Genomic DNA, 25,734 nt, shown 5'->3' with positions numbered 1-25,734 from the left:
TAATTGGGTGATACTATGAACTTAGAGAAAACCAGCCCAATTTAATTTGGGCTGGTTTTTTTAGATTTAATTACAAATAGTAAACATATTTTAAATTTTCGTTAAATAATATAATAATCAAAATTCTTACATCTTAAAAAGCTAAATTTGAGAGAACTAAAAAGTTAAAATTATGAAAAGAAATGCAACCGCTATTTGGAAAGGATCTCTTAAAGAGGGAGCTGGTGTATTAACAACGCAAAGTAAAACATTAGAAAATACACAATATTCATTTAAATCTCGTTTTGAAGAAGGCGTAGGGACAAATCCTGAAGAATTAGTAGCAGCAGCACATTCAGGCTGTTTTACTATGCAACTTTCTGCTTATGTTACCGAAGAAGGTTTTGAAATAGAAAGTATTGAGACCAAATGTATTATTGATTTGGTTGAGGGAACAATACTAAGTTCCTATTTAACTGTTGCAGCTAAAATAACTGGAATTTCGAATGAAAAATTTCAAGAGTTAGTCACTAAGGCAGAGAAAAATTGTCCGATTTCTAAATTGTTGAATGCAGAAATTGTATCAGAAGCCAATTTGGTTTAAGAAATAGAATAAGTACAAAAAAAGGTCTCAATTATAATTGAGACCTTTTTTTTATAAAATTAGAATTGATGTATTTACCAAACCTGATGTACTTCGGGTTTAATATATTGCTCATAAATTTCATTCATAGCCTTGATTTTTTCGGGTGTTAACTCGGGTAAATCATAAACAGATAAGTTGGATTCCACATGACTTACTTTAGAAGCGCCTGGAATAATACAACTAATTTCATTAAAACTCAAAATCCATTGCAAAGCGATAGGTGCTAAGTTTGTTGTGTTTGGGAATAATGCTTTTAATGCTTCAACGGCTTTTAAACCCAATTCGTAATTGATGCCAGAAAAAGTTTCACCTTTATCAAAAGCTTCCCCATTTCGGTTAAAATTTCTATGATCTTGTGATTCAAATTTGGTTTCTGAATTGAAAAGTCCAGTAAGGAGTCCGCTAGCTAAAGGAACTCTTGCAATGATTCCTATATCTTTCTTTTTTGCTTCTTTGAAAAAAAGCTCCGAAGGACGTTGACGGAAAAGGTTAAAAATAATCTGAACGGTATTTACGTTGGGATATTCAATTGCTTTTATGGCTTCTTCCACTTTTTCGACACTAACTCCAAGGTTTAAAATTTTACCTTGGTCTTTTAACCGATCAAACATTTCAAAAATCTCAGGACGATAATAAACTGGATTAGGAGGACAATGCAACTGAATAAGGTCCAATGTTTCCAACCCTGTTCTTTTTAAACTGTCTTCTACAAATTTTTGAAGCACTTTAGGTTGATATCCTTCGCTTGTATGAGGATTAATTTGGCGACCACATTTTGTAGCTACATAAATTCGTTCGGAACGCGAACGAACCACTCTACCTACTGCAGTTTCACTTAATCCATTTTCATAAACATCTGCGGTATCAATAAAGTTTACACCATTGTCTATTGCTGTATTTATTAATTCGTCAGCTGTTTTATCATTAAAAGGGGAACCCCATTTTCCTCCAACTTGCCATGTTCCAAGTGCTATTTCGGAGATTTCAAAATTAGTTTTTCCTAGTGTTCTATATTTCATTTTGTTGCAATTTTTAGATCAAGTTATTTAGTCGAGTTCAATTGAATGGCTTGTTGTACTAATCGAGCCATTACTTCATATCCAGTTTTGTTTGGATGGACGCCATCTGCTGAATAAATTAAGGGTAGTCCGTTGCGGTCATCAACCATTGCCGAATAGTAATCAACAAAAGTAATGGCATTAACGTCGGCATAATTTATTAATAAGTTGTTTAAAGCCATGATTTTAGTAGCTGGGTTTTGATTGGGGTTCCAAGGAAAATCAAAAGCAGGTAAAACAGAACAAAGAATCACTTTAATATTGTGGGCTTTCGCCAACTCAATCATAGAAAAAATATTATTTGTAATCATTTCTAAGGTTGCAGGTCCAGTATTTTCAGCGATATCATTTACACCCGCAAGAATAACTACAATGGTAGGTTTTAAAGCAATAACATCAGCTCTAAAACGAATCAGCATTTGTGGCGTTGTTTGACCACTAATTCCACGATTGATGTAATTATGAGTTTGAAAATATTGTGGCGCTACATTGCTCCAAAACTCGGTTATAGAATCGCCCATGAAAACGACGCTATTCGAAGTAGTAGGTTCGTTTTGTAAACGAAGGTTATCTTTTTGATATTTATTTAAATTTGGCCAGTCTTGTGCCTGCAGTTTTTGTCCCATAAGAAATGATGAAAGAAATAATCCGAAAAATAAACGATATGCTTTCATTAAAAATTCCGATTCGTTAATTGAAAATAAGCAGTGACTTTTATAAGTAACAATAATGTATTTAAAGTGTTTTTTGAAAACAAATGCTGTCTTCTATATCTTCATATTGACCATAATTAGGGATTACAACAAATCCATTTTTTTTATAAAGTGCAATAGCTTCTGGATACTTTTTACCAGTTTCAAGGATGCAACTGGTGTAGTTTTCTTCTTTTGCCCAAAATTCTAATTCGGTTAAAACTTTAGAAGCAATTCCTTTGCCACGAGCTTTTGGATTTACATACATTCTTTTTATTTCGGCAACACCTTCTTCATAGAATTTAAAAGCACCACAACCTACCGCTTGTAACTCATCATAAACCACAATCGCATTCTTGATACTATCCGTTTTATTAAACTGTGCAAAGAAAGTGTGTTCGTCCCCATCCCTTAGTTTGATGTCTCTATCAAGTTTATTTATCAAGCTGATAAAATCTATGTTTTCTGGAGTGGTTCTAATTATTTTAATCATATGAAATGTTTAATCAAATAAATCAGAAGATAAATAACGATCACCACGGTCGCAAATAATAGCTACGATAACGCCTGATTCTAGTTCTTCGGCTATTTTTATGGCAGTAGCAACTGAACCACCACTACTCATTCCAGCAAAAACACCTTCTTCCAGAGTTAATTTTTTAGTCATATCTCGAGCTTCTTGTTCACTCACTTCTACAATCCTATCCACTTTTGAGGCATCAAAAATCTTTGGTAAATATTCTAGCGGCCATTTTCTAATTCCTGGAATTTGAGAACCATCACTGGGTTGCGCTCCAATAATTTGAATATCTGAGTTTTTTTCTTTTAAATAAGTAGAAGTTCCCATAATAGTTCCGGTAGTTCCCATTGCCGAAACAAAATGGGTTACGGTACCGTTAGTGTCATTCCAAATCTCAGGACCAGTTGTTTTGTAATGGGCTTTCCAGTTGTCTTCATTAGCAAACTGATTGAGCATAATATAACCACCTTCAGCCACTTTTTTATCCGCATAATCTCTAGAGCCTAAAATCCCTTCTTTGGCTGATGTAAGGATTACGGTTGCGCCATAAGCACGCATGGTTTGTGTACGTTCTTTGGTTGAATCTTCGGGAAGCACTAGTTCTATTTCTATATTGAATAACTGTGCAATCATCGCTAATGCAATTCCAGTGTTTCCGCTGGTAGCTTCAATCAGTTTATCTCCTTTTTTTATATCTCCTCTTTCAAGGGCAGATGCAATCATGTTGTATGCGGCTCTATCTTTTACACTGCCTCCAGGGTTATTCCCTTCCAGTTTTAATAAGAGTTTTACATTTTTATTCTTGATCAAATTAACCGTTTCTACTAATGGAGTGTTCCCAATTAGATCTAATAATTTTTTTGGCTCCATACTATCTTAACTCTTTTACTTTTACTTCGGTTGTTGTTGTATTTGTAACTATTGATTGGGCTGGAATTGATTTGGTCACCCAAGTGTTTCCTCCAATAATACTTCCTTTTCCTACGATGGTTTCTCCTCCAAGAATAGTTGCATTAGCATAAATGCATACATTTTTCTCTACAGTAGGATGTCTTTTGGCATTTTTCATGTCTTTGCTTACGCTCAGTGCGCCCAAAGTTACTCCTTGATATATTTTTACATTCTTTTCGATAACTGCTGTTTCTCCAATTACAATTCCGGTAGCGTGGTCAATAAAAAAAGGAGATTCGATACTTGCACCTGCATGTATGTCTGTTCCTGTAATACGATGCGCGTATTCACTCATTAATCGAGAAAACAGCAATAGGTCCAAAGCATATAATTCGTGGCTTAAACGATAGATGGCAATGGCATAAAATCCAGGATAGGCGAGGTACACTTCTTCAATACTATTTGAGGCAGGGTCATTTTCTAAAATGTAAGCTGCATCTTGATTTAGTTTTTCAAGTACTGACGGTAATTTTTCCAGGTATTTATCCCACATGGAGTCGCATAAGGCATGGGGCTTTTTACAAGCAATTGCTGAAATGTCTTTAAATAACTTTTCAAGTTCATCAATGCTTTCGCTCAATGGAGCATTTTTATCAAATAAGGTATAAAACAGCTTTTCAGTAAAAGTTTCTGTTTTTGTTTTGATTCCATAATTAATGGAAAAATGACTCTTTAATGAGGCAATAGTATTAATAATCAGATCTTTTGTCATGATTATGGGGGGTGAATTGTTAATAGAATGGGTTAAAAGTTGTTTATTTAGAAACAGCAACAACAACTCCATTTTGATGAAATTGGAATGTTATAAAGAAAAATGATTTGTTTGTAGTTCATAACGAAACGGTTTCCTTAAATAAAAACGAAACAAATATATTGAACTATTTTGGATTATGTTGTAAGATGTAGCACAGTCTAACAAAAGCAGGTGCTTTTTTTTAATAAAAGTGAATTGATGGGCTGATAATTATTTTAATATCAAAGTGTTTTTTTAATATGTAAATTAGCCTAGTAAAAAACGCTACAATGAAACCAATTAATACTTTTATAAGTGATCTTTCCAAAAAAGAATTTCCATTGACGGATAAAGTTTCTGGAAAATTAATTCGGAATCCAATTTTGGAATTAATGAAAGCAGATTTTCCTAATTTCAAAAGCGATCAGTTTTTATCAATAAAAGAGCTTAATTTATATAGAGAAAAATACATCTCCAATTATTTGTCAAATGAAATAGGGGAGTTGTCAAAAATCGAATCTAAAGTTATTGGAGAACTGGATGGTTACGACTCTGTAGTAAGTAAGGTGGAAGATGAAATTGAAGTTCGAACCGTTGGGCAAATTGTAGCTGATAAAGTAGCCGATTTTGGAGGTAGTTGGCGATTTATTATTTTATTCGGGATATTTATTGTGCTTTGGATTTTGGCTAATATTTATATTCTCTTGAATAAAGGGTTTGATCCTTATCCATTCATTTTATTGAATTTAATTTTATCTTGTCTTGCTGCACTTCAAGCTCCGGTAATTATGATGAGTCAAAATCGTCAGGAAGAAAAAGACCGAGACCGAGCAAGAAAAGATTATATGATTAATTTAAAATCTGAATTAGAAATAAGAATGCTACATGAAAAGTTAGATCATTTAATTCGGCATCAACAAGAAGAATTAATAGAAATTCAGAAAATTCAAATTGAGATGATGAATGATATTTTAAGTAGAATTTCAAAAGAAATTTAAAATAAAAATCTTGTTTTCACAAACTCCAAATTGAAAAAATAGGCACAATTTTATAGAATAAAAAGCGAGAAAAATAGCTTTAAATTTGTTGGAAATAGTGGTCCTTTTCTAACTGTTGTTTTTGGTTTAAAACTGTTGCTTTTTATAGTTGTTATTTTTTAAGCATAAAGAAAGTTTTTTATTAAAAGGAGTGCTCTTTTTTTATTTCTTACTTTTGTTATCTGAAATTTAAAATATGAAAAAATTAATAATTCCAATAATGATTATTGCTATACTGGTAGCTTTTTTTGAGCAGGTAAGTGCTGAGAAAAATGTTTATATCACTGTTGTTGCAATAGTTGTTTTTATGTTTGGGATGATGCAATTGAGTGCTAAAACGCCGAGTAAAAATCAAGAAAAAGAAGATAAAGATGTTTAATAAAGGAGATAAAGTTTCAGTACTTGATGAAGCAATAAACGGAGTTGTTGTTTCAACCAAAGAAAAAGAGATTACTATTGAAACTGAGGATGGATTTATGATGACATTTTTTGTCAACGAGTTGATTAAAGTAAACAATTCCAGTAACTTAATGGATTCTATTAAAAGAATCAATGTAGATGAAATTGCTAAGGAAAAAGCAATCCCAAAAGCAAGGAGTTTTGTAAAAGAACGCAAAGATAAGAACGAAATTTCGGCTCCTGAGTTTGATTTACACATTGAAAAATTAGTTCCTAATAAACGCGGAATGTCAAATTATGATATTCTAACTTTACAATCAGAAACAGCTAAAAGGCATATCGAATTTGCGATTAGAAATCGCATTCCGAAAATAGTTTTTATTCATGGTGTTGGTGAAGGAGTTCTAAAAGCAGAGTTGGATTTTTTATTGGGACGCTATGATAATATTGCTTTTCAAGAAGGTAATTATCAAAAATACGGACAAGGAGCAACGGAGGTTTTTATAAAACAAAACAGTAAATAAAGGATTTGATTTTTATGAAAAAAGGTCCCGTTTGCAATTGCAAACGGGACCTTTTTTTGTTCCTAATTTCGGAAAATAATGGGGGATTAATTAGTGGTTAATAAGTCTCCGTAAATGAAATTATCACCCAATAAAAAATCATTATTTCCTTTCTTTAAAGTGACCTTTTTAAGGACAATTGTATGCTTGAAACTTCCAGGGCCATTCGTCGTTGTAGTCACTTCTACAATACCGCTTGTTCCTGCTACACCCTCTACACCTGTCCATTCTTGGCTTAAAGCTGGAGTAGTTGGTGTGGTTGTATTACAAAAATAAGCTGGGGTAAGTAGTCCTGAAAATAAACGGTACGTAAGAACATTTGTTGTAGTTCCAATAATTCCAGTTCGAGGTGTATTTAATGGTGTTACTTCATTAACAATTAAATTGGGGTCTATTGTTAACATTAAAGCCTCACTACTGGTGTAGTTATATATTTGATTAGAAGCAGAACATTTTTCTACAGTTTGATCAAAAAGAAAAGGGAGTGTTGTCGCAGTAGTTACATAATCACCAAAAGGGAATGTTTCATAAACTTGGGTGCCGCTATTTTTTGCAAAAGTGATGTTCTTGAAAACAATATTATGATTGTATCCAGTAATTCTAGTACTATTAGTAGTAGTGTTTGTTGTTTTAACTGCTGTAGTAAATATTTGTATTTTACCGTCAGTTGCATTCCATTGATCCGTTACGATAGGCGTTGCAGGTGGTATTGTCTCGCAAATATTATCAGCAGATACTGTACCACCATAAAAACGATATACCACTCGATTAGTAGTGCTAATGTCAAGAACTGTTGGGGTATCGGTCAATGACGGCTCCGTTGTGAATGAAGCTGCTGGAATCTCAACTAGCAGTGCTTCTTTGTCTTTTAACTTGTAAATAATATTATTTGTACTACAACTTTGCATTGTAGCAGTTTCAAAATTAATATCTTCTTGCGTTAAATTACCGTCATCACAGCCATTTAATACAAATGCAAAAACCAATAGGCTTAGAACTTTTTTCATTGAAAAATTTATTTCTGCAAAAATAGCGAAAAAAATGATAATTGATATTGGATAATAGACAATTGATATTTCATAACTTTGCAGCAATGAAAAAAGTATATCTCGATAACGCATCAACAACAGCTATTAGAACTGAAGTCATTCAAGAAATGGCTCAAATCATGGCTCAAGATTACGGAAACCCTTCGTCTACGCACAGTTTTGGTCGCAATGCCAAAAGTATTTTGGAACTTTCCAGAAAATCGATTGCTAAGCATATCAATGCAACAGCACAAGAAATTATTTTTACTTCCTGCGGGACAGAAGCTAATAATTGGATCCTGCGTTCAGCCGTTAAAGATTTAAAAGTAAAGCGTATTATCACAAGTAAAATAGAGCATCATGCTGTTTTGCATACTATTATGGCGTTACAACAAGAATATAATATTCAAGTTGATTATGTAAGGGTTAAACCCAATGGTGCAATCGATTTAACAGATTTAACGGATTTGTTAGCGCAAGATAGGAAGACGTTAGTGAGCTTGATGCATGTTAATAATGAAACGGGGACTGTTCTAGACCTTAAAAGAGTTTCGGTTATATGTAAGGAACATAATGTGTTATTTCACTCGGATACAGTACAATCGATTGGCAAAACGAATGTAGATTTACAAGAGTTGTCTATTGACTTTCTAGTTGCAAGTGCTCATAAGTTTCATGGTCCTAAAGGGGTTGGATTTGCTTTTGTTAGAAAAAACTCTGGACTTCAACCTTTGTTTTATGGTGGAGAACAGGAAAAAGGACTACGTCCGGGTACAGAAGCGGTGCATCAAATTGCCGGAATGGCTAAAGCGTTGGACCTTTCTTATTCTAATTTAGAAGAGGAGAAAAAGCATATTTCTGCATTGAAATTCTATCTAATTGAACAATTAGAAAAGGAATTTCCGGGTTTTAAAATTAATGGTAATTTAGATGATTTTTATAATATATTAAATGTTTTATTGCCTTTTTCGGCTGATAAGACGGCAATGATTTTGTTTCATTTAGATATGAAAGGGATTGCTGTTTCTCGAGGCAGTGCTTGTCAGAGTGGTAGTATAAGGCCATCACATGTATTGGCAGAAATACTTTCTGATGAAGATTTGAAAAAACCGAGTTTACGTATTTCTTTCAGTCATTATAATTCTTTGGAAGATGTCGATTTATTAATTGCTGGTTTGAAAAGTATGAAATAAAAAAAAATCCGCTTAGCGGATTTTTTTATAAAATAATTTAAATTTTTTCTGTTTCTTTTAGTGCTTTTGCCTTTGCTTTCCTTCTTTCCTCTAAAATGGTTTCTCTTTGTTTAGCAGTTATCATTAATCCTAACATCATAATAAAAGCAGTCAGTAAGATAACTTGAATAATTAATGACTTATTGACTAAAACGATAGTGTGCTCTGGAGTAATAGAAAGAAATAGTAAAATGGTAATTAAACCTCTTGGTGCTACAAAAAGCAATGGGAATAAAGGCATTTTAGATATTTTAAGCTGAATAAATCGTAGAATAAAAAGAATAACAACAATTCCTATTGCCCATATTAGGGTATCGGTATTTATAATTTCAGCCGTTTTAATTAAATAACCAAATAAGAGAAAGAATAAGGCTCTAACTAAAAATGTAGCTTCAATTATTAATTCTTTAAACTTCGAAACCTCTTTGTTTAGAAGGTCAAGTTTGAATTGACGTGTCCATTTGTAATGCCTTAATTCATCTAAATTTCCAATTGACAAACCAAACACCAAGATAAAAATAAGTGCTGGTAAATGGAATATTTTTGAAATTTCATAGATCAAAATAATCAGTAAAACGATTGGAACAAATTTAATATGATGATCGATTTTATTCAATAAAAAAGAAAGTAGTATGGTTGCTACAAAAGAAATCACGATTATAAACAAAATTTCCAGACAAAAATAACCAAATGTCTCTATGCCAAAACTAGTGTTGAAAGCGATGAAATTAAAAAAAACTACCCCAAATATATCAGATAAACTACTTTCATAGATGATAAATTCTTTTTGGCTGCTAGATAAATTCCGAACACTTGGAATAGCAATAGCGCTGCTTATAACGCAAAAAGGAATTGCATTAGTAAGACTATCTTTAAAAGAATAACCGCCATAATAATACAATAAATAAGCAAGTGAAAAAGCCAGCACAATCAAAGGAAGAAACGCTCCTAAAGAGGATTTTTTAATAAGTCCTATCTTAGATTTATTAAGCTCAAGCTCTAATGAGCCTTCTAATACAATAAGGATAAGTCCAATAGTCCCTAATATAGGTAAAGTTGAAGTTAGGTCTGGAACTTCTATACTGAATAGAAAAGTTGCTTCTCGCACTACCCAACCCAAAAGGAGTAATAAGATTACTGAAGGTATTTTAGTCAATGAGGCAGTTAGGTCAAATAAATAAGCTACTAGCAACAACAGACAAAGTGAAATTATAATGGTCATATAAAATAAATTGTTTTTGAATAGGTACTAATGTAAAATAGGGCTAGTACACGGTGTAATATAGTACTTTTGGTTGTTAAAACATAAATATTTTTGATTTCTAACAATAAAAACACAATTTATTATTGTTTTTATATCATAACCAACTGTAAGTAAAGTGGCTAATTTATCTCATATTAATTCAGTGGCTGTGGTTTTTATATTTTTCCATTATTAATCGGGCTTTAAAAAAACACAATGTAGATTCGGCTCCTTGATTAATATTGATATGTTTGTCTTCTAGTCCGTCATAAGAAGCTCCGTTTTCTGGGTTATACATAATTTGTTTGAGATGATTATTGCCTAAAAACCAGATGAAAGCAAGTTTAAGTTGGTCTTTGTATTTTGAATTCTTAGTTACATCATTAAATAAATCCAACGTAATAATTGTGGTTGCCACTTCAATGGGTTGTTCTCCATAAAAAACTCTTTCATTTTCTTTTTTAAACCATCCTCGGTTCGAAATTACTTTTATTTGTCCTTTCATAAAATAATGAGAAAGTAGGAAATCAAAGGTAACAATAGCAATTTTTTTATATTTCTGCTTCCCTGTAACTAAGTAACTGTACATCATAGCTTCTGGTAATACATTATTGGCGTAAGTCATATAATCTTCATACCAACACCAGTTTGCTTCTGAATTGATATGATAATGGCGTAACAATTCATCAGCTAACTTTTCAATCTGCATTTCGGTCGCTTCTTCTTTATAAATAGAATAATAGTTATAAAGTCCCTTTAAAGCATAGGCAATAGCTCTAGGTGAACTAATGTCTTCAATTCTCACTATAGCTTTGTCCCAACACTTTTTAGCTCTTACTACAAATTCAATGGGTAAGGTTTGTTTATATGCAATGACAGTCCCTAAACTCCATAGTGCTCTTCCATTTGCATCTTCAAGATTGACTTCAGTATTTTGTTTTGTCAATTGATGATTAAAGTCTTTATAATTATCAAACCAGCCATTTTCTCGTTGTATTCCTTCAATATAATTGAGATAGGTATTTGCTAGCTCTAAAACTTCTTCATCGGGAAATTGGCTATGATACATAACCATATTTATTAACGCTCTTGCATTATCATCCAATGTATAACCAGATTCAGGATCAGGTTGGCTAAATTTTGAAAATTGGAGAATTCCAAAATTGGTTGTGAGTTTTTTTATATGGTCTAATTTTATTGGAGGCAAACTGAATTTTAGATCCTCTTCTTTGTTTGTTAATAAATCAAATAACAATCGGTACTGAATGGCAATATTTTCCCAAGACGTAATATGAGCTAGTGAGAATGCTTTTTTACCCATATTAATTCTTTTTTCTTCATCTTCAAGTAGTGACATGATAGCATTTCGGAATTCTTCTGGATTTTCAAATTCCGTTAATAATATTCCAGTTCCATCTACTATTGATTCTACTGCATGTGGAATGGGAGTGGAAATCACAGCGCAACCACAACTCATCGCATACGTAAAAGTGCCACTTACGGCTTGGTTCGGATCTTTGGAGGAAAATAAATAAATATCGGATAAGGTTAAATATTCTAATAGTTGTTTTAGTTCTAAGTATTCATTTATAAAAATCACATGAGAATCTAAATAAAGTTCTTTGACAATGAATTCTAATTTTTTTCGGTATTTTTCCCCTTCGGTTTTAATAATTTCAGGATGTGTTTTTCCAATAATTAAATAAATTAATTCTGGGTGATTCGTAATGATTTCAGGTAAAGCAAAGAGAGTGGTTTCTATATTTTTATTTTCACTGATTAATCCAAAAGTGGAAAGGACTGTTTTATCTGAAAAATGATATTTATTTTTAAGAGATTGTTTTTGTTCCCATAATACATTGTGATTTCCGTGAGGAATGATTTTGATTTTTGAAATTGGAGTTTCATAGTTTGTAATTAAAATTTCTTCTGATTTTTTTGTAAGGACAATAATCTTATCAGACAAATCAATAATGGCTTGCACTATTTTTTTTCTTTTTTCATTAGGGTTAGGCAATACAGTATGGAATATCGTTACAATAGGTTTATTAAGAGCTAAAATAAAAGCAAGTATATAGTCGCCATACTCACCACCATATAGACCAAACTCATGCTGAATGCAAACCAACCCTATGTCCTTGCGTTCATTGATTTTTTCAGCTGTCAACGGGTATTGATCAAGTTTTGATGTCAATAATGTAAAAGTGACCTCGGAATTATAAGTGACCTCGTTTTCCTCATTTTGTAAGGCACAAACTTCAATAGGAAGGGTACTACCAAATACAGTTTTAACAGCATTGATAATGTCATTTGAAAAAGTAGCTAGGCCACATTCACGAGGCGGATATGAGCTAACAATCAACATTTTTATTCCTTTATCCAATTTCATTTTTGGTGTTTTTAAGGTTGTTTTCTTAACTCCAGTACTAGTTCTTTAAGTGAGACTTTGGCTACTGCAATATGCTTGTCTGCAGCACCATAGTAGATGTAAAGATCATTATTAAATAGAGCAACACCGGTAGGAAAAACGGTATGGCTAACAACACCTTCTATTTCCCACTGTTTTGTTGGAGAGAAAAGGGGATAGGGTAGCCTAGAAATCTCCATCTCAGGTTGGTCTAAATGTAATAGTGCTACTTTGGCATGGTATATTTTTCCTGTAGTAGTTTCATGGACACCATGGTAAATTAGTACCCAGCCTTCTGGAGTTTCAATAGGTGGGCAGCCTGCTCCAATATAATTCATTTCATAAGGGTCCTTTGGATCCAGAATAATATAATCAGTAAGATTTGTCAAATAATCTTCCCAAAATTTTAAAGTTAAATCCTCCCATCGGTCGAATTTTACAATTTGAATTCCAGGCCAAATTCGATGGAGGAATACAAATTGACCATTAATTTTTCTAGGAAATAAAACAACATCTTTATCGCGAAGCAGTCTTGTTTCGTCATTAACGAGACCTATTTGTTCAAAAAGATTGTAATATTGATGGTATTTAGGGTTGAGTTTGGATGGGTTGCAAGAATTAACATGACTTTCATATTGTTGATAATTCACTTGAGGGGTTATTATTCCTTTTTTTTCGAAATGAATTAAATCAGTAGAGGTAGTAAGTGCTCCTAGGGTATTAACTCCATCATAGGCGGTATAAGTAATATAGTAAATCCCCTCAATTTTCACAATTCTTGGATCTTCGATTCCTTGCTTTTCATAATCTAACTCCTTATTTATTAAAGGTTTATCTAGCCTTTCTATTACTTTCATAGGACCATCCGTCTTCGCATATCCTATGGTCGAATAATTTCCTTCTTGGACTGCTCTATATAAAATATGCAGGGTATTCCCTTCTTGATAAATACCAGGATTTAAAACCCCGTTATTTTCAAATTCGTTGTCTGTAGGACTTAAAATAATGCCTAGTTTTTCGATTGTAAGCATAACATAAAATGGTGTTGATTATGTTGTAATCTTTTTAAGTATTGTATTATTTGTCTCTCTTCAATTTATTTCTTTCCTGTTTTCTAAAGTATCCTCTAAATAAAAAATTGTGTTTTAATGCTTCTAAATTCTCATTTAGGCGGATGCTGGCTTCATTTATATTTGTCATAGTCGAATCAATTTTTTTTACCAATCTTGGGTCATTCGAAAGGTAGTTTATAGCCCCTTTTCCGTCTTTGATATTCAAAATGGTTTTATTGAGATTGTCCACTACTTTATTAATTTCACTGCTGGACTGGTCTAAATTATTGATAATCGTTTTTATATTATTGGCGACAGCTGTATCTTTTAAAACCCCGATAACATTATTCTTATTATTTAATGAAGTAATGATTTTGTTTAAATTTGTTATCGATTCTGAAGTTTGTTTACCTGATATTTTTAAATAATGAATAGTTTCCTTCAAGTCATTTGCTACTTCAATATCATTTATTAATAATCCTACGGTTCCTTTTCCTTTATTAATTTCGGTTGTGATTTCCAGTAAATTTTCGGTGAGTAGTGCTGCATTCTTATTGGTTTTACTAAAAGTATTTAAAAGATCATCGGTTCTAATGCGGTTCAAGGATTCAATCACATCCCCAGGCACTACAGGTGGTAGTTTCCCTTTGCCGGGTAATATATTAATAACCATGCTTCCTACTAGTCCATCCGAACCTATAGTAGCAATTGCGTCTTTTTTAATGTGTCTAAAAATAGTTTTGTCAATAATCATATCGACCTTAATGTTAGAATCATTAACCATTTCAATGCCACGTACTGTACCTACATTTACACCTGAAAAACGAACATTATTACCTAATTGCAGTCCGTTTACATTAGTAAAAATAGTTTCTAAATGATTTGTTTTTCCAAACATCTTTTGCTTGTCGCCAATGAAATAGATGGCCAAAACAAAAAGTATAAGCCCTATAATTACAAATAGACCAAGACGTATTTTTTGTGAAGTTGTTTTTTCCATATTATATTTTATTTAAAGAAAGCTTGAATTTTAGGATCAATAGATTTTGATAATTCTTCAAATATTCCTTCGGTATAATTAATTCCATCTACTAATAAAATCATCCTGTTAGATATTACTCTGGCACAATCAACGTCATGCGTTATAATAATAGCTGAGGTATTGTATTTTTCCTGAATTGATTTCATGAGCAATAAAATTTCTTTTGCCGTTATTGGGTCTAGTCCTGTTGTAGGCTCATCATAAAGGATTATTTTTGGTTGAAGAATTAGCGTCCTTGCTAATGCAATTCTACGCTTCATTCCGCCTGATAATTCTGCAGGCATTAAATTCAAAGTGTGTGCTAAGCCTACATTTTCTAGGGCTTCCATGACTAATGGGGTGGTGTCTTTTAGTACGCCAAATTTTTTAGTGTGTCGTCTTAATGGGAATTCTAGATTTTCTCGAACGGTCATAGAATCATACAGCGCACTACCCTGGAATAGGAATCCAATTTCGGTACGGAGGTCGTCTAGTGTGGATTGATTTAATTCACTAATATTTTCTCCCATTACCGTAATAGAACCACTATCAGGTTTTTCTAATCCAATTAGGCATTTTATCATTACGGACTTCCCAGATCCGGATTTTCCCATAATAACCAAATTTTCTCCTTCGTTCAAAACCATATTGAAACCATTCAGCACATGGTTGTCACCATAGCTTTTTTTTAAGTCTTTGATTTCTATAATGGGTTTTATATTTTTGGATAGAGCGTTCATATACAATTATAAATCATAAAATATATCAGTGACAAAAACAGCTATAAAATCAATTATAAAAAGTAGCATGGAGGTAAAAACTACTGCTGAGTTTGCTGCAATACCAACTCCTGCGGTTCCTTTTTTACAATTATAGCCTTTAAAACAACCTACTAGGCCAATTGCAAAACCAAAGAAGAAACTTTTGATTGTGGCTGGTACTAGATCGCCAAATTCTAAAGCATTAAAAACTTGATTGTAGTACAACAAAAAGGAAACATGACCCTTTATGTTTTCAACCAAGTAGGAACCAAAAATAGCAATGGCATCGCCAAAGAAAACTAAAACAGGAAGCATGAAGGTCGTGGCTAGTATTCGTGTGACAACAAGGTATTTAAATGGATTTGTACCCGAAACCTCCATTGCATCTATTTGTTCCGTTACTCTCATAGATCCCAATTCAGCTCCAATACCAGAACCGATTCGTCCTGCACATATTAATGCCGTGATGATTGGACCTATCTCTCTAATAATCGAAATGCTTACCATAGAAGGCATCCATGAAACAGCACCAAATTCTTGTAAAGTTGGTCTTGACTGTAAAGTAAAAACCAGCCCAATAATAAAACCTGTTACTGAAACAAGCAACAATGATCTGTTTCCCATATTGTAACATTGCCGAAGGAATTCTTTAAACTCCGATGGGCGTTTGAAGCATTCTTTGAAAAAGCGACCAGCAAAAAAGGAGAGTTCGCCAATTTCAAGTAAAAAAGAATTAATCAATTTTATTATTTTAAAAATAGCATTCATAAGCATCATGAATTAATTTTTAACAAGAAAGGGCTACTCAAATATACGACTATTATGCTGATTATCAGGCTTTTTAATTGTTTGTTAGCCTGATTATTAGTCGTTTAATCGATAATAAATGATTTATAATTCTAAATTATAGTATTTAGTAAATACATTCCTATAAAAGAGAGATAAGGATAATACTAAGAAGAAGAAGAAGCGTTTTTATTTATGACAATAGTAAATCACTGATGTCAATTTTATTGCTTTGATGTGGAATAGTATTGCAAGTAATAACTTCTTTGGCTCCTGATTTTAAAATTTCTTGATAGGCATTTCCTGCAAAGACGGCATGAACACCAATGCAAATAGGAGGTTGCATTCCTGCTTTTTTCAAATGTAGAATGGTCTCAATAAGTGTTCTTCCAGTCGAGATAATATCATCTACCAAGACGGGAGTATGATTATTGTATTGTTCTACTTGAGGAATAGAGACGGTTACATTTCGATCTCCATGGCGAATTTTTGTTAATGTGATATAAGGCGCATTGGCATTTTTTGCCACCTCAGATACCCATTGTTCACTTTCCATGTCTGGCCCAATCAATAGAGGTTTTTTAATATTGTTTTTTATATATAAAGAAATAAGAGCTGCTGCATGTCCCATTTTTGTTGGGATTGAATATATTTCAGCCAAGGTACTACGGCGGTGTAAGTGCGGGTCGATTGTGATTAAGCGGTTGACAAAACTGGAAATAAAACTAGCAAAATAGGTAGAAGTAACTCCTTCTCCAGGGTTAAAAATAGTGTCTTGTCGCATATAAGCTAGATAGGGAGCAATAAGACTAACGCTTTTGGCCCCCATTTCTTTAGCCGTTTTTGCCAAGAAAAATAGAGGTACTATTTTATTGTCAGGTTGGTGAAGAGTACAAACAAGAAATACCTCTTTGTCCCTTACATCCGATAATATTCGAATATAAGTTTCACCGTCTGGAAATTTACGAATTTCGACCTGACCATTTTCTCCCTGTTCTTTTTGAATTAGTTGAAGTGTAAGTTTCTCATTTTCAGGTAAAGCAAAAAATATTTTTTTCATAACATTTTAATGTATCAAAATAATATTTGGTTCCGTTTTTAAATATTCAACTGCATATTTTAATTCTCCCTCAGTTTCAGCGTAGATAGAAAATAGTAAATCTCCCTTATTTAATGGAGTATTTAATGGAGTTTGAAGCATTACTCCTGCTTTAGAATCATGTGGTGCACCTGCAAGTTTTGCTACTTTAGCAAGTTTACGATTGTTAATTTCGGTTACAATTCCTGATTTATCAGCATAAATGTCTTTTTTATAAATTGCATATTCAGGTTCTTTAAATCCACCTTGGGCTTTACAAATGGCAGTGAATTTTTCATAAGCTTTACCGGAAGAAAGAATTTTTTCGGCTGTATTAAATCCATTTTCTTTTGATTGTGTATTTGCCAAATCTATAATGGCACCAGCAATATATAACGCTTTGTTTCTCAAGTCTTGAGGAGCTTCTTTTTCATTTCGTAACACACTTAGCACATCCATAGCCTCCAATGATGGCCCAATTCCTCTACCTATAGGTTGTGATCCATCTGTGAAAAGTACTTTTACTTCTATACCCATTGACTTTCCAACAACATGAAAATAATACCGTAGTTTTTCAGCATCTTCTTCAGTTCTTACCTTGGCAGTTTTACCAATTGGAATATCAATCACCACATGAGTAGATCCTGCTGCTATTTTTTTAGACAATACTGATGCTATCATTTGACCTTCGCTATCGACATCAAGGGCTCTTTCGATACGAATTAAAATATCATCGGCAGGACTTAATTTTATGGAACCGCCCCATACAAAACAACCATTTTCTTTTTCGACCACTTTTTTAATTTGATTAATATCTAAATTAACCTTGGTTATTGTTTCCAATGTGTCCGCAGTTCCAGCTGGAGAAGTGATGGCGCGGGAAGATGTTTTAGGAATTGTAAGCCCATATTGAGCAATTATAGCTACAACAATAGGCGTGGTACGGTTTCCAGGTAGCCCGCCTACGCAATGTTTGTCGACTACTATTGGTTTATTCCAAGAAAGTTTTTTACCAGAGTTGACCATTGCTTTCGTAAGCCCAATAATTTCATGAATATTAAGATTATCGCCAGCACAGGCAGTAATAAAAGCGGCAATTTCTATGTTGGAATATTGTCCTTTCACAATGTCATCAATAATGTTTTGTAAGTCATTATCATTTAATTCTTTTCCATACATTTTAGATCGTATACTTCGCATGGAGGCAACTGGTTGCACATGAGAAAAACTAAGTTCATCACCTTCTTTAGCGTTTAAATCTTCATAAGCACTATCAGAAAGACCTGCAGTTCCATCTTTTATAATTCCATTGGTGATTATAAATAAAGTAGCAATTATTGAATGGTTATTTGCAGTAACTAAAATTCTGTTATGTGCTTCAAATCCCTCAGATTTACAGATATGACAATCTTTACGCATGAAAACTACATTTTCTTTTTGGGTATCAATGCCAAGATAAACGAGTTTTAAAGTGTTAAATGCAGTTTTCATTTTAGTGATTATTAAATTTTAATTAAAACCAGACAATTCTAAAAATAAAAATGAATCTCTCCATAATTGAAAAGACATAAACAAACAATAAATTTTAAAGAAGTAGCTGTCAATGGGCCCGAATTTTTGCCATTTGTCTAAATAAAAAAATGGAATGCTATTTGTTTTTTAATGCTTCAAATCCGGATACTACATCGAATAATTCTTCATCAATGGAAGTTTGTCTTAACCGATGGTATTTATGATGGAGCGTATCCAATAATTCTGAAATGTTTTTTTCGGCTCTTTGCATAGCACTCAAGCTTCTAGCATTTTCAGTAGCTAGTGATTCAGCACAAGATTTGAATAAAGATACAAAAAGATATTCACGTATTAGCGCCGATAAAGTAGTTTCCAACCTTCCTAAAACCTGCGGTATTTTGTGGTGGGCCAAGGCATTTCTTTAAAGTTGTCGCGTCATTTTTGATTCAATGGACGGAGCCATTGCACGATGGTCGTATAGTAAGTACTTGTTTTTGATTGGTATTGAAAAATATTAAATTCTTTGGTATCTTGCTATGCATAATTTTTTTTAGTTTCCAGTAATTTTTCCTTCTCCAGAAATACCTAGAACTTGGTCTGGTAAATCAGGCATTATTTTTATCATGTTTTCTAAAATTTTAAATTTGTTATTTATAGGTAATAGAAAATAGAGAAGGGGTGCTATTATTAGTTTTCGTACAATCGCAAGCGGTTTCTAACCGTATGAATTTCTTTTTTTAAGGAATCTATCTTTTGTAATAAGTTGAGAACAACATCGATTCCTTCAAGATTTACTTCTAAATTCTGATGCATCCGAATCATTTTTTCCACTTCATATAATGAATCTTGATGGATGTAGGGTGTTTTATCAATAATTTGGATTTCAATAAGCCCCATTTCACTTAAATTACCAAAGAAGCTTTGCTCCATTTTATAATGAATACATAGGGTATTTACGGGGATAAAATTTTCTATACTCATGGTTTTTTTAGCTTAGCAAGTTCTGTGAATAATTCTTTTTCTTTATCCGTCAGGTTGGTTGGAACTACAATTTGGTAGTTGATGTATAGGTCTCCAAATTGTCCTTCTTTTTTATAAACAGGAAACCCTTTTCCTTTAAGTTTTACTGTAGTACCATTTTGAGTTCCAGGCGCTACTTTTAGTTTTACTTTTCCGTCAAATGTATTTACAGTAATTTCACCTCCTAAAATGGCACTATAAAGGTCTAAATCCACAGTAGAATATAGATTGTCCTTGTCACGTTTAAAATCAGTATGATTTGATATCGAGAAGGTGATATACAAATCTCCTTTTGGACCACCACCAGTGCCTGCGCCACCATGTCCTGTGATTTTTATGACTTGGCCATTTTCTACTCCGGCAGGTATTGTGAGTCGGATATTTTTACCACTAATAGTTAACGTACGTTTGTGTGTGGTGTAAACCTCTTTAAGATCTAAATGTAATTCGGCATTAAAATCTTGTCCTTTAAATTGTGCGCTACCTCGTCCACTACCTCTAGCCCCTCTACCGCCAAACATGGATTCAAAAAAATCAGAATAATCACCTCCTTCAAAACCAGCAAAGCCGCCTTTTTGCCCGCTTCCTTGATAGTGTTGTTGCTGTCTTTTTGATTTCTCAAATTCTTCGGCATGTTGCCAATTTTCACCATATTCATCATACTTTTTACGATTTTCAGGATTGCTTAATACTTCATTGGCTTCATTGACTTCTTTAAATTTTATTTCGGCTTGTTTGTCGTTGGGATTTAGGTCAGGATGGTATTTACGAGCCATTTTCCGGTAGGCTTTCTTTATTTCCGTCTCCGTTGCTTTTTTATCTATTTCTAATACTTTGTAATAGTCTATAAATGCCATTTTACTTTGTTTTTTTAGAATTACTAATTATAAGTCTTTATGGATTTATGGTATAAAGGTTTACCGAGCAAAGAGAAATTGCTTCTTTCAAATTTAATCAATTTTTACATGATAAATAAGTATAAAAGGTTTTATTTCAATAGCTTATTTATTTCATATAAGAATTGAAACTTTAGCTATGGATTAGTTCTATTAAAAGGAATAGCTATTCTTTTTAAGAAATAGTTGTTTTAATTATTTAGAAATCTCTCGGTTCGTTTTTCTAAAGTCAACGGGTCTTATTTTAGCCAAATTATAAAAAGTATTACTAAAAGTGGCTAAACTATTATATCCAGATGCATAGGCAATTTCGCTAATAGACAATTCAGTTTGTAACAGTTTTTCCATACTGAGAATAATTCGGGTGAGTTTTACATATTGTAGAAAGGATATGTCCAAAGTATCTCTAAATAAACGGGAAAGACTACGGCTACTAAAACCAAATAATTTTGCAACATCTTTTAATAGTAGAGGTTGGTCAACGTGAAAATGAATGTGTTTTAAAATGGGACTCAATCGTACATTTGTAGTAGTAGGAATAACAACAGGTAGTGGGTTTTTACTGATTTCAGCAATAATAGTACCTAGAGTTTTTATGTATTGGTATTTACTTTTTTCTTTTTCAAAAATATTCTCACTCCAGTTTTCAGTATATAGTATCATCTCCAAAATTAAATTGGAAGCAGGGTAAATTCCCATTTTCGAATAAAATTCATTGTTAGTAAGGATATGAGTTGGAATATAAATATTTCGAATCATACTTACAGATGTTTTTAATTCAATGAAATGTTCCATCCCTGCGGGAATCCATACATAATGTCGGGCGGGTAAAAAATAGGAATTGTTGTTTGTTTTTAAGAAGGCCGCACCCCCTTCTACATAGGTAAGTTGATGCTTGTTATGACTATGCATGTCGAGACGCTCTTCAATCTTAGTGTGGTATATGTAAGTGGTCTTAGGATATTGATTCACTTTCTGTAAAAATCCTAGCTCTTTTGTCGGTATCATTTGATAAATATTAATTTGGCTCAAATTAACAAATAAATGGCTTAATTGACAAAATAAGACTTGAAATTATGTCGCAATTTTGCATTTTAATTTAAGAACTAATTATGCACTTTAATTGTTACAAAATAGTAGTACCTGTATTCTTGTTCACACTGGTATCACTAAAAGCACAGGAAGTTAGTAAAGATAGCATTCCTATATCATTAGAAAAAGTTTGGGAAAAAGTGTCCACAAACAGCAAAGAGATTAAAATGCACCATTTGCATACCGAGTCGGGAGGGGAAGCTGTAAAAAATGCAAAAAGCAAACAATTGCCAGAAATAGGCTTTAATGCCAATTATGGTAAATTAGCTAATATTCCAATTTTTAATAACGGAGTTTTACACCATCCAGATTATATACCATTAGAAGATCATTCCATTTATGGTGCTACTATAGATGCTTATTTTGATATTTATAATGGACATAAGCTTAAAACAAACATCCAAAAAGAAGTGGTGAAGCAAGAGTTATCCCAATATATAGAAGAGGAAACGATTGAGTCTATTCACTATCAAGTGGCTCAAGCGTATTTGAAATTACAACTGTATTTGCAATTAGAAAAATTAGTAAAGAAAAATATTTATCAAAATGAAGAACGCTTAAATTTAATCGAGAAACTGCATACTGGAGGAGTGGTTTTAAAAAGTGATTTACTTCGAGCGCAACTGCAATTGTCCAAACAGAAAACGGCATTAACGGCTATTCGTAATAATGCACAATTAGCCATGCAGGAATTAAATATTTTCATGGGGGAACCAGATGAGCAAAATTTAAAACCCACAGATAATATAGGTCTTCAGGAAAATCAAAAATTAATGAGCTACGATGATTATATTGACAGTGCCATAAACAAATCACCATTACAGAAGATTGCAAAGCAAAAAGTAGCACTAAGCAAATTAAATGTTGAAGGGTTAAAAGCAGATAAATTGCCAAGAATAGGGTTGTTTGGGGATTATAATTATTCGTATCCACAAATTAAGTTATATCCCTATGAAAATGCACCTTACTTATTAGGTGTAGTAGGAGTGAAATTATCTTATACTATTTCATCTATTTATCATGATGTTCATAAGGAAGAAGAAGCTAAAATAGTATATGAAGAGCAAAAAATAGCACAAGAAAATGTGCAAGATAATTTGCGTAAGGATATCAATAAAGCCTACAAACATTATATAGAGGATCAAGAAAAAATTGAAGAACTACAATTGAATGTAAAACAAGCGACAGAGAATTACCGAATTCTCAATCAAACTTATTTTAACCAATTGTCTTTAATTACTGATTTATTGGATGCAGATACTCAATTGTTACAAGCCCAATTCGAGCTCATTTCAGCCAAAATATCAGAACAATTACATTATTACGAACTTTTAAAAAATACAGGAGACCTATAATTATGGCTACAATAACAGAAAAACACGAACGTATTGACAGGATAACGGTTAAGATTACCTATAGCATTGCCTCTATAGTATTAATTTTATTGTTAGTTTATGGTGGTTATACACTGGTAAAAATGTATCGATATGAAGAAACTAATGATGCACAAGTAGAAGAATATATAAATCCAATATTGAGCCGTACAACAGGTTTTGTGCAGGAAATTAAATTTAGAGATCATCAAAGAGTTCATAAAGGAGATACCTTGTTTGTGATAGATAAAAATGAAACGCTAATGCAATTACAAGAAGCCGAAGCCATATTGAGTTCAGCAAAAGCTTCATTATTAGTATTAGAAAGTAATGCTGTAACAACAACTAGTAGTGCCTCAGTAAGTGAGGCAAGTATTGCTGCATCTAGAGCTAAATTGTGGCAGCAAGAGCAAGAATTTAATAGATATAAAAAACTATTGGATGAGGAAGCGGTTACACAACAGCATTTTGAAGCCATAAAAACGAGTTTTGAAATTGCAAAATCAGAGTACAAAGCAGTTCAAAATACCTATAAAACAGCCAGGGGGAGAATAAATGATGTCGATTCTCAATTGGCCGTTGCTAAAGCAAATGTGCAGCAGAGAGAAGCTATAGTCGAGAATATAAAACTCAATTTGACTTATGCTGTTATTACGGCTCCCGCAGATGGAATTATGGGTGACAAAACCTTGCAGGTAGGACAATTAATTCAAAAAGGACAAACTTTAGGATTCATTGTAGATCAAGACCAGGGAAAATGGATTGTAGCTAATTTTAAAGAAACCCAAATTGCCAATATGAAAGAAGGGCAGGAAGTAGTGATTAAAGTTGATGCTTATTCAGATGAAACCTATCATGGTAAAATACAGTCGCTTGCGCCAGCTACAGGATCTCGTTTCTCGCTTTTACCACCAGACAATGCTACGGGAAATTTTGTAAAAATTATTCAACGATTTCCAGTTCGAATTCTTTTGACTGATGCTGTTGCTAAAACAAATAATCTACGTGCAGGGATGAATGCTGAGGTATTGATTCCTAAATTATAATAGTTACATGGATCAGTCATCAAACATATTTAAAAGTTGGGTTCCCAAATGGTTAATTAAAGCGGTTATTTTTTTAGTAATTCTGCCAACGGTATCCATGTTAGCAGGTTACATTGGAGGAATTAATAGTGCCGCCAGTTATTACGGTCTGGATCCTACTGATATCCAATTCTCCATCGTTTTGTATTATGTTGGAATTGCCAGTTTCTTTCCATTAGAAAGAAGGTTTTTTAGCTATTTTGCTTCCAAAACGTATTTTCTAATGAGTGTTTTATTGTTCACAGCGATCAATTTAGTATTGTATAATACTAATGACGCGCTACTTTTCTTTATTTTACGATTTTTAGGTGGAGCAGTTACTGTTGCAATGATTGGAATTACATTAAGTTTAATTTTTTCTCAATTTCATTCAGAGCGCTCCAGAGTATTAGGGTATGCTGTTTTTTACGGAACGCTACTTATTTCGAATGCTTTTACATACTTGTTTGATGCTTATGTATTTCAAAACTATGATTTTAATGTAATGTATCTTGCCATTATTTATGTTCAAATTCCAGGAGTATTATTACTATTTCTTTGTCTTAAAACTAACATACGTTTGCATAATAAAAGGTTTCCCTTACATCAATTGGATTGGAAAAGTTTTGTGATTTATAGTTCTCTACTAACATTAATTGCCTATGTTCTTTTGTATGGACAATATTACAATTGGTTTGAAAGTATTCGTATTTGGGTTTGTTTAGGGACAATAATGTTATTACTTGCTACTTTTATTATCATGCAGCAAAAAAATAAGCGTCCGTTTATAGATTTAACTATTTACAAATTTAGAAATTTTAGAATAGGTGGAGCGCTACTCGTACTGTATTATATTTGTAAAGGAGATTTGAGTGCTGCAAACACATTTCTTTTTAATGATATGGGATTAGATTCGTATCATTATGCTTACATTATGTTTTTTAATGCTTTAGGAATTGTTGTAGGAATTGCATTAACGGCTCGTTTCCTGTTAAGTAAAAGAAATATGCGCTTAATTTGGCTTACAGGATTCGCTTTTTTATTACTCTATCATATTCAAATGTTTTTTATTTTTGGCTCGCAGGCCAATGAAGAAAGTGTTTTATTACCGCTGTTTTTTCAAGGTTTAGGAAATGGAATTTTAATGCTTTCTATCGTTATGTTTACAATTGCATCAGTACCAGAATCTAAAAGTTTTTCTGCCTCATTGAGTGGTGTTTCTTTCCGATTTTTTGCTTTTACTGTGAGTTTAGCGCTAATTTCTTTTATGAATCTACGACAAGTAAGTGTGCATTATCATGAGTTAGGCAACTCAGTTACTACTTTAAATTATGAATCGAGTAAGCGTTTGCAATTGTATGAAAATGCAGCACTTGCCAACGGAGCTTCGGCAATGAAAGCTAAAGTGGTGGCTAAAAAATTGTTAGGTAAAGCAGTTGCTATTCATACTAATACCTTGTTCGCAAGGGATTACTATTATTTTATGGGGATTGTAATATTTTTAATTATGCTAGGCATCGCATTAATCCCTCATTTTCATTTTCATTTCAGAAAAATTGGAGCTAAAGTAATTCCTATTTAGCAGAACAAT

At 32.8% G+C, this 25,734-nt stretch carries 26 protein-coding genes; 8 read left to right on the top strand and 18 right to left on the bottom strand.

Annotated features, from left to right (window positions below; translation table 11 throughout):
* The first annotated feature begins 172 nt into the window (after nucleotides 1-172).
* Nucleotides 173-583 (top strand): OsmC family peroxiredoxin, encoded by a 411-nt coding sequence (locus tag AB3G34_RS09320; RefSeq protein WP_369752252.1) that lies wholly within the window; start codon nucleotides 173-175, stop codon nucleotides 581-583.
* A 74-nt stretch (nucleotides 584-657) separates the two neighbouring features.
* Here the strand turns inward: AB3G34_RS09320 and AB3G34_RS09315 are convergent, their stop codons facing one another.
* The 5 genes from AB3G34_RS09315 to epsC form a co-directional block, all read right to left on the bottom strand.
* Entirely contained in the window at nucleotides 658-1,644 is a 987-nt protein-coding gene (locus AB3G34_RS09315; protein WP_369752251.1) for an aldo/keto reductase, read from the bottom strand.
* 23 nt (nucleotides 1,645-1,667) lie between these two features.
* A complete protein-coding gene (locus tag AB3G34_RS09310) occupies nucleotides 1,668-2,309 on the bottom strand; it encodes an SGNH/GDSL hydrolase family protein (protein ID WP_369752249.1) in 642 nt (213 codons plus the stop codon).
* A 109-nt stretch (nucleotides 2,310-2,418) separates the two neighbouring features.
* Nucleotides 2,419-2,868, bottom strand: coding sequence for a GNAT family N-acetyltransferase (locus AB3G34_RS09305; RefSeq protein ID WP_369752248.1), 450 nt, complete (start codon nucleotides 2,866-2,868; stop codon nucleotides 2,419-2,421).
* 9 nt (nucleotides 2,869-2,877) lie between these two features.
* Nucleotides 2,878-3,765, bottom strand: a complete 888-nt coding sequence (gene cysM / locus AB3G34_RS09300; RefSeq protein ID WP_367771108.1) for a cysteine synthase CysM — start codon at nucleotides 3,763-3,765, stop codon at nucleotides 2,878-2,880.
* Nucleotide 3,766: 1 nt separating this feature from the next.
* Nucleotides 3,767-4,558, bottom strand: a complete 792-nt coding sequence (gene epsC, locus AB3G34_RS09295) for a serine O-acetyltransferase EpsC (protein WP_367771106.1) — start codon at nucleotides 4,556-4,558, stop codon at nucleotides 3,767-3,769.
* 311 nt (nucleotides 4,559-4,869) lie between these two features.
* Between epsC and AB3G34_RS09290 the strand changes: the two genes are divergently transcribed.
* From AB3G34_RS09290 to AB3G34_RS09280, 3 genes are all read left to right on the top strand, one after another.
* A complete protein-coding gene (locus tag AB3G34_RS09290; protein WP_367771104.1) occupies nucleotides 4,870-5,577 on the top strand; it encodes a DUF1003 domain-containing protein in 708 nt (235 codons plus the stop codon).
* 235 nt (nucleotides 5,578-5,812) lie between these two features.
* A complete protein-coding gene (locus AB3G34_RS09285; RefSeq protein ID WP_367771101.1) occupies nucleotides 5,813-5,995 on the top strand; it encodes a hypothetical protein in 183 nt (60 codons plus the stop codon).
* Nucleotides 5,988-6,539: a Smr/MutS family protein gene (locus tag AB3G34_RS09280; RefSeq protein WP_367754267.1), complete on the top strand. Its 552-nt coding sequence runs from the start codon at nucleotides 5,988-5,990 to the stop codon at nucleotides 6,537-6,539. The genes AB3G34_RS09285 and AB3G34_RS09280 overlap by 8 nt, the downstream gene beginning before the upstream one ends.
* Nucleotides 6,540-6,625: 86 nt before the next feature.
* Here AB3G34_RS09280 and AB3G34_RS09275 read toward each other — a convergent pair whose 3' ends face one another.
* A complete protein-coding gene (locus tag AB3G34_RS09275) occupies nucleotides 6,626-7,585 on the bottom strand; it encodes a hypothetical protein (protein WP_367771099.1) in 960 nt (319 codons plus the stop codon).
* Nucleotides 7,586-7,671: 86 nt separating this feature from the next.
* Between AB3G34_RS09275 and AB3G34_RS09270 the strand changes: the two genes are divergently transcribed.
* On the top strand, nucleotides 7,672-8,799 hold the full coding sequence (locus AB3G34_RS09270; protein ID WP_367771097.1) for a cysteine desulfurase family protein: 1,128 nt from the start codon (nucleotides 7,672-7,674) through the stop codon (nucleotides 8,797-8,799).
* Between the two features lie 37 nt (nucleotides 8,800-8,836).
* Here the strand turns inward: AB3G34_RS09270 and AB3G34_RS09265 are convergent, their stop codons facing one another.
* From AB3G34_RS09265 to AB3G34_RS09210, 12 genes are all read right to left on the bottom strand, one after another.
* Complete coding sequence (locus AB3G34_RS09265; RefSeq protein ID WP_367754261.1) at nucleotides 8,837-10,060, bottom strand: cation:proton antiporter; 1,224 nt, start codon at nucleotides 10,058-10,060, stop codon at nucleotides 8,837-8,839.
* Between the two features lie 181 nt (nucleotides 10,061-10,241).
* The gene (locus AB3G34_RS09260) at nucleotides 10,242-12,470 is read right to left on the bottom strand and encodes a glycosyltransferase (RefSeq protein ID WP_367771095.1); all 2,229 of its coding nucleotides are present in this window, start codon (nucleotides 12,468-12,470) and stop codon (nucleotides 10,242-10,244) included.
* A gap of 11 nt (nucleotides 12,471-12,481) precedes the next feature.
* Nucleotides 12,482-13,519 (bottom strand): pesticidal protein Cry7Aa, encoded by a 1,038-nt coding sequence (locus tag AB3G34_RS09255; RefSeq protein ID WP_369752246.1) that lies wholly within the window; start codon nucleotides 13,517-13,519, stop codon nucleotides 12,482-12,484.
* A gap of 46 nt (nucleotides 13,520-13,565) precedes the next feature.
* Nucleotides 13,566-14,540, bottom strand: a complete 975-nt coding sequence (locus tag AB3G34_RS09250; protein ID WP_369752245.1) for an MlaD family protein — start codon at nucleotides 14,538-14,540, stop codon at nucleotides 13,566-13,568.
* Between the two features lie 8 nt (nucleotides 14,541-14,548).
* Nucleotides 14,549-15,301 carry an ABC transporter ATP-binding protein gene (locus tag AB3G34_RS09245; protein WP_367771086.1) on the bottom strand — a complete coding sequence of 251 codons (753 nt, stop codon included), beginning with the start codon at nucleotides 15,299-15,301 and terminating at the stop codon, nucleotides 14,549-14,551.
* 6 nt (nucleotides 15,302-15,307) lie between these two features.
* Nucleotides 15,308-16,099, bottom strand: coding sequence for an MlaE family ABC transporter permease (locus AB3G34_RS09240; protein WP_367771083.1), 792 nt, complete (start codon nucleotides 16,097-16,099; stop codon nucleotides 15,308-15,310).
* A gap of 202 nt (nucleotides 16,100-16,301) precedes the next feature.
* Nucleotides 16,302-17,168, bottom strand: a complete 867-nt coding sequence (locus tag AB3G34_RS09235) for a ribose-phosphate pyrophosphokinase (protein WP_369752244.1) — start codon at nucleotides 17,166-17,168, stop codon at nucleotides 16,302-16,304.
* Nucleotides 17,169-17,174: 6 nt separating this feature from the next.
* The gene (locus AB3G34_RS09230; protein WP_369752242.1) at nucleotides 17,175-18,677 is read right to left on the bottom strand and encodes a thymidine phosphorylase family protein; all 1,503 of its coding nucleotides are present in this window, start codon (nucleotides 18,675-18,677) and stop codon (nucleotides 17,175-17,177) included.
* A gap of 157 nt (nucleotides 18,678-18,834) precedes the next feature.
* Nucleotides 18,835-19,110 (bottom strand): F0F1 ATP synthase subunit gamma, encoded by a 276-nt coding sequence (locus tag AB3G34_RS09225; RefSeq protein ID WP_369752241.1) that lies wholly within the window; start codon nucleotides 19,108-19,110, stop codon nucleotides 18,835-18,837.
* A gap of 275 nt (nucleotides 19,111-19,385) precedes the next feature.
* Nucleotides 19,386-19,679 (bottom strand): chaperone modulator CbpM, encoded by a 294-nt coding sequence (locus AB3G34_RS09220; protein WP_369752240.1) that lies wholly within the window; start codon nucleotides 19,677-19,679, stop codon nucleotides 19,386-19,388.
* Nucleotides 19,676-20,575: a DnaJ C-terminal domain-containing protein gene (locus AB3G34_RS09215; protein WP_369752238.1), complete on the bottom strand. Its 900-nt coding sequence runs from the start codon at nucleotides 20,573-20,575 to the stop codon at nucleotides 19,676-19,678. The genes AB3G34_RS09220 and AB3G34_RS09215 overlap by 4 nt, the downstream gene beginning before the upstream one ends.
* A gap of 234 nt (nucleotides 20,576-20,809) precedes the next feature.
* Nucleotides 20,810-21,622 (bottom strand): AraC family transcriptional regulator, encoded by an 813-nt coding sequence (locus tag AB3G34_RS09210; protein ID WP_367771067.1) that lies wholly within the window; start codon nucleotides 21,620-21,622, stop codon nucleotides 20,810-20,812.
* A gap of 104 nt (nucleotides 21,623-21,726) precedes the next feature.
* Between AB3G34_RS09210 and AB3G34_RS09205 the strand changes: the two genes are divergently transcribed.
* Genes AB3G34_RS09205 through AB3G34_RS09195 form a run of 3 tightly spaced genes read left to right on the top strand, consistent with a single transcriptional unit; the run spans nucleotide 21,727 to nucleotide 25,725 of the window.
* A complete protein-coding gene (locus AB3G34_RS09205) occupies nucleotides 21,727-23,061 on the top strand; it encodes a TolC family protein (protein ID WP_369752237.1) in 1,335 nt (444 codons plus the stop codon).
* Between the two features lie 2 nt (nucleotides 23,062-23,063).
* Nucleotides 23,064-24,125, top strand: coding sequence for an HlyD family secretion protein (locus tag AB3G34_RS09200; protein WP_367771062.1), 1,062 nt, complete (start codon nucleotides 23,064-23,066; stop codon nucleotides 24,123-24,125).
* 7 nt (nucleotides 24,126-24,132) lie between these two features.
* The gene (locus AB3G34_RS09195) at nucleotides 24,133-25,725 is read left to right on the top strand and encodes an MFS transporter (protein ID WP_369752236.1); all 1,593 of its coding nucleotides are present in this window, start codon (nucleotides 24,133-24,135) and stop codon (nucleotides 25,723-25,725) included.
* Nucleotides 25,726-25,734: the final 9 nt, after the last annotated feature.

It is taken from the genome of Flavobacterium sp. WC2409, assembly GCF_041200085.1.
Classification (GTDB): Bacteria; Bacteroidota; Bacteroidia; order Flavobacteriales; family Flavobacteriaceae; genus Flavobacterium.
Note: the sequence above shows the minus strand (reverse complement) of the source record. Positions and strands in the feature narration are given on the sequence as shown.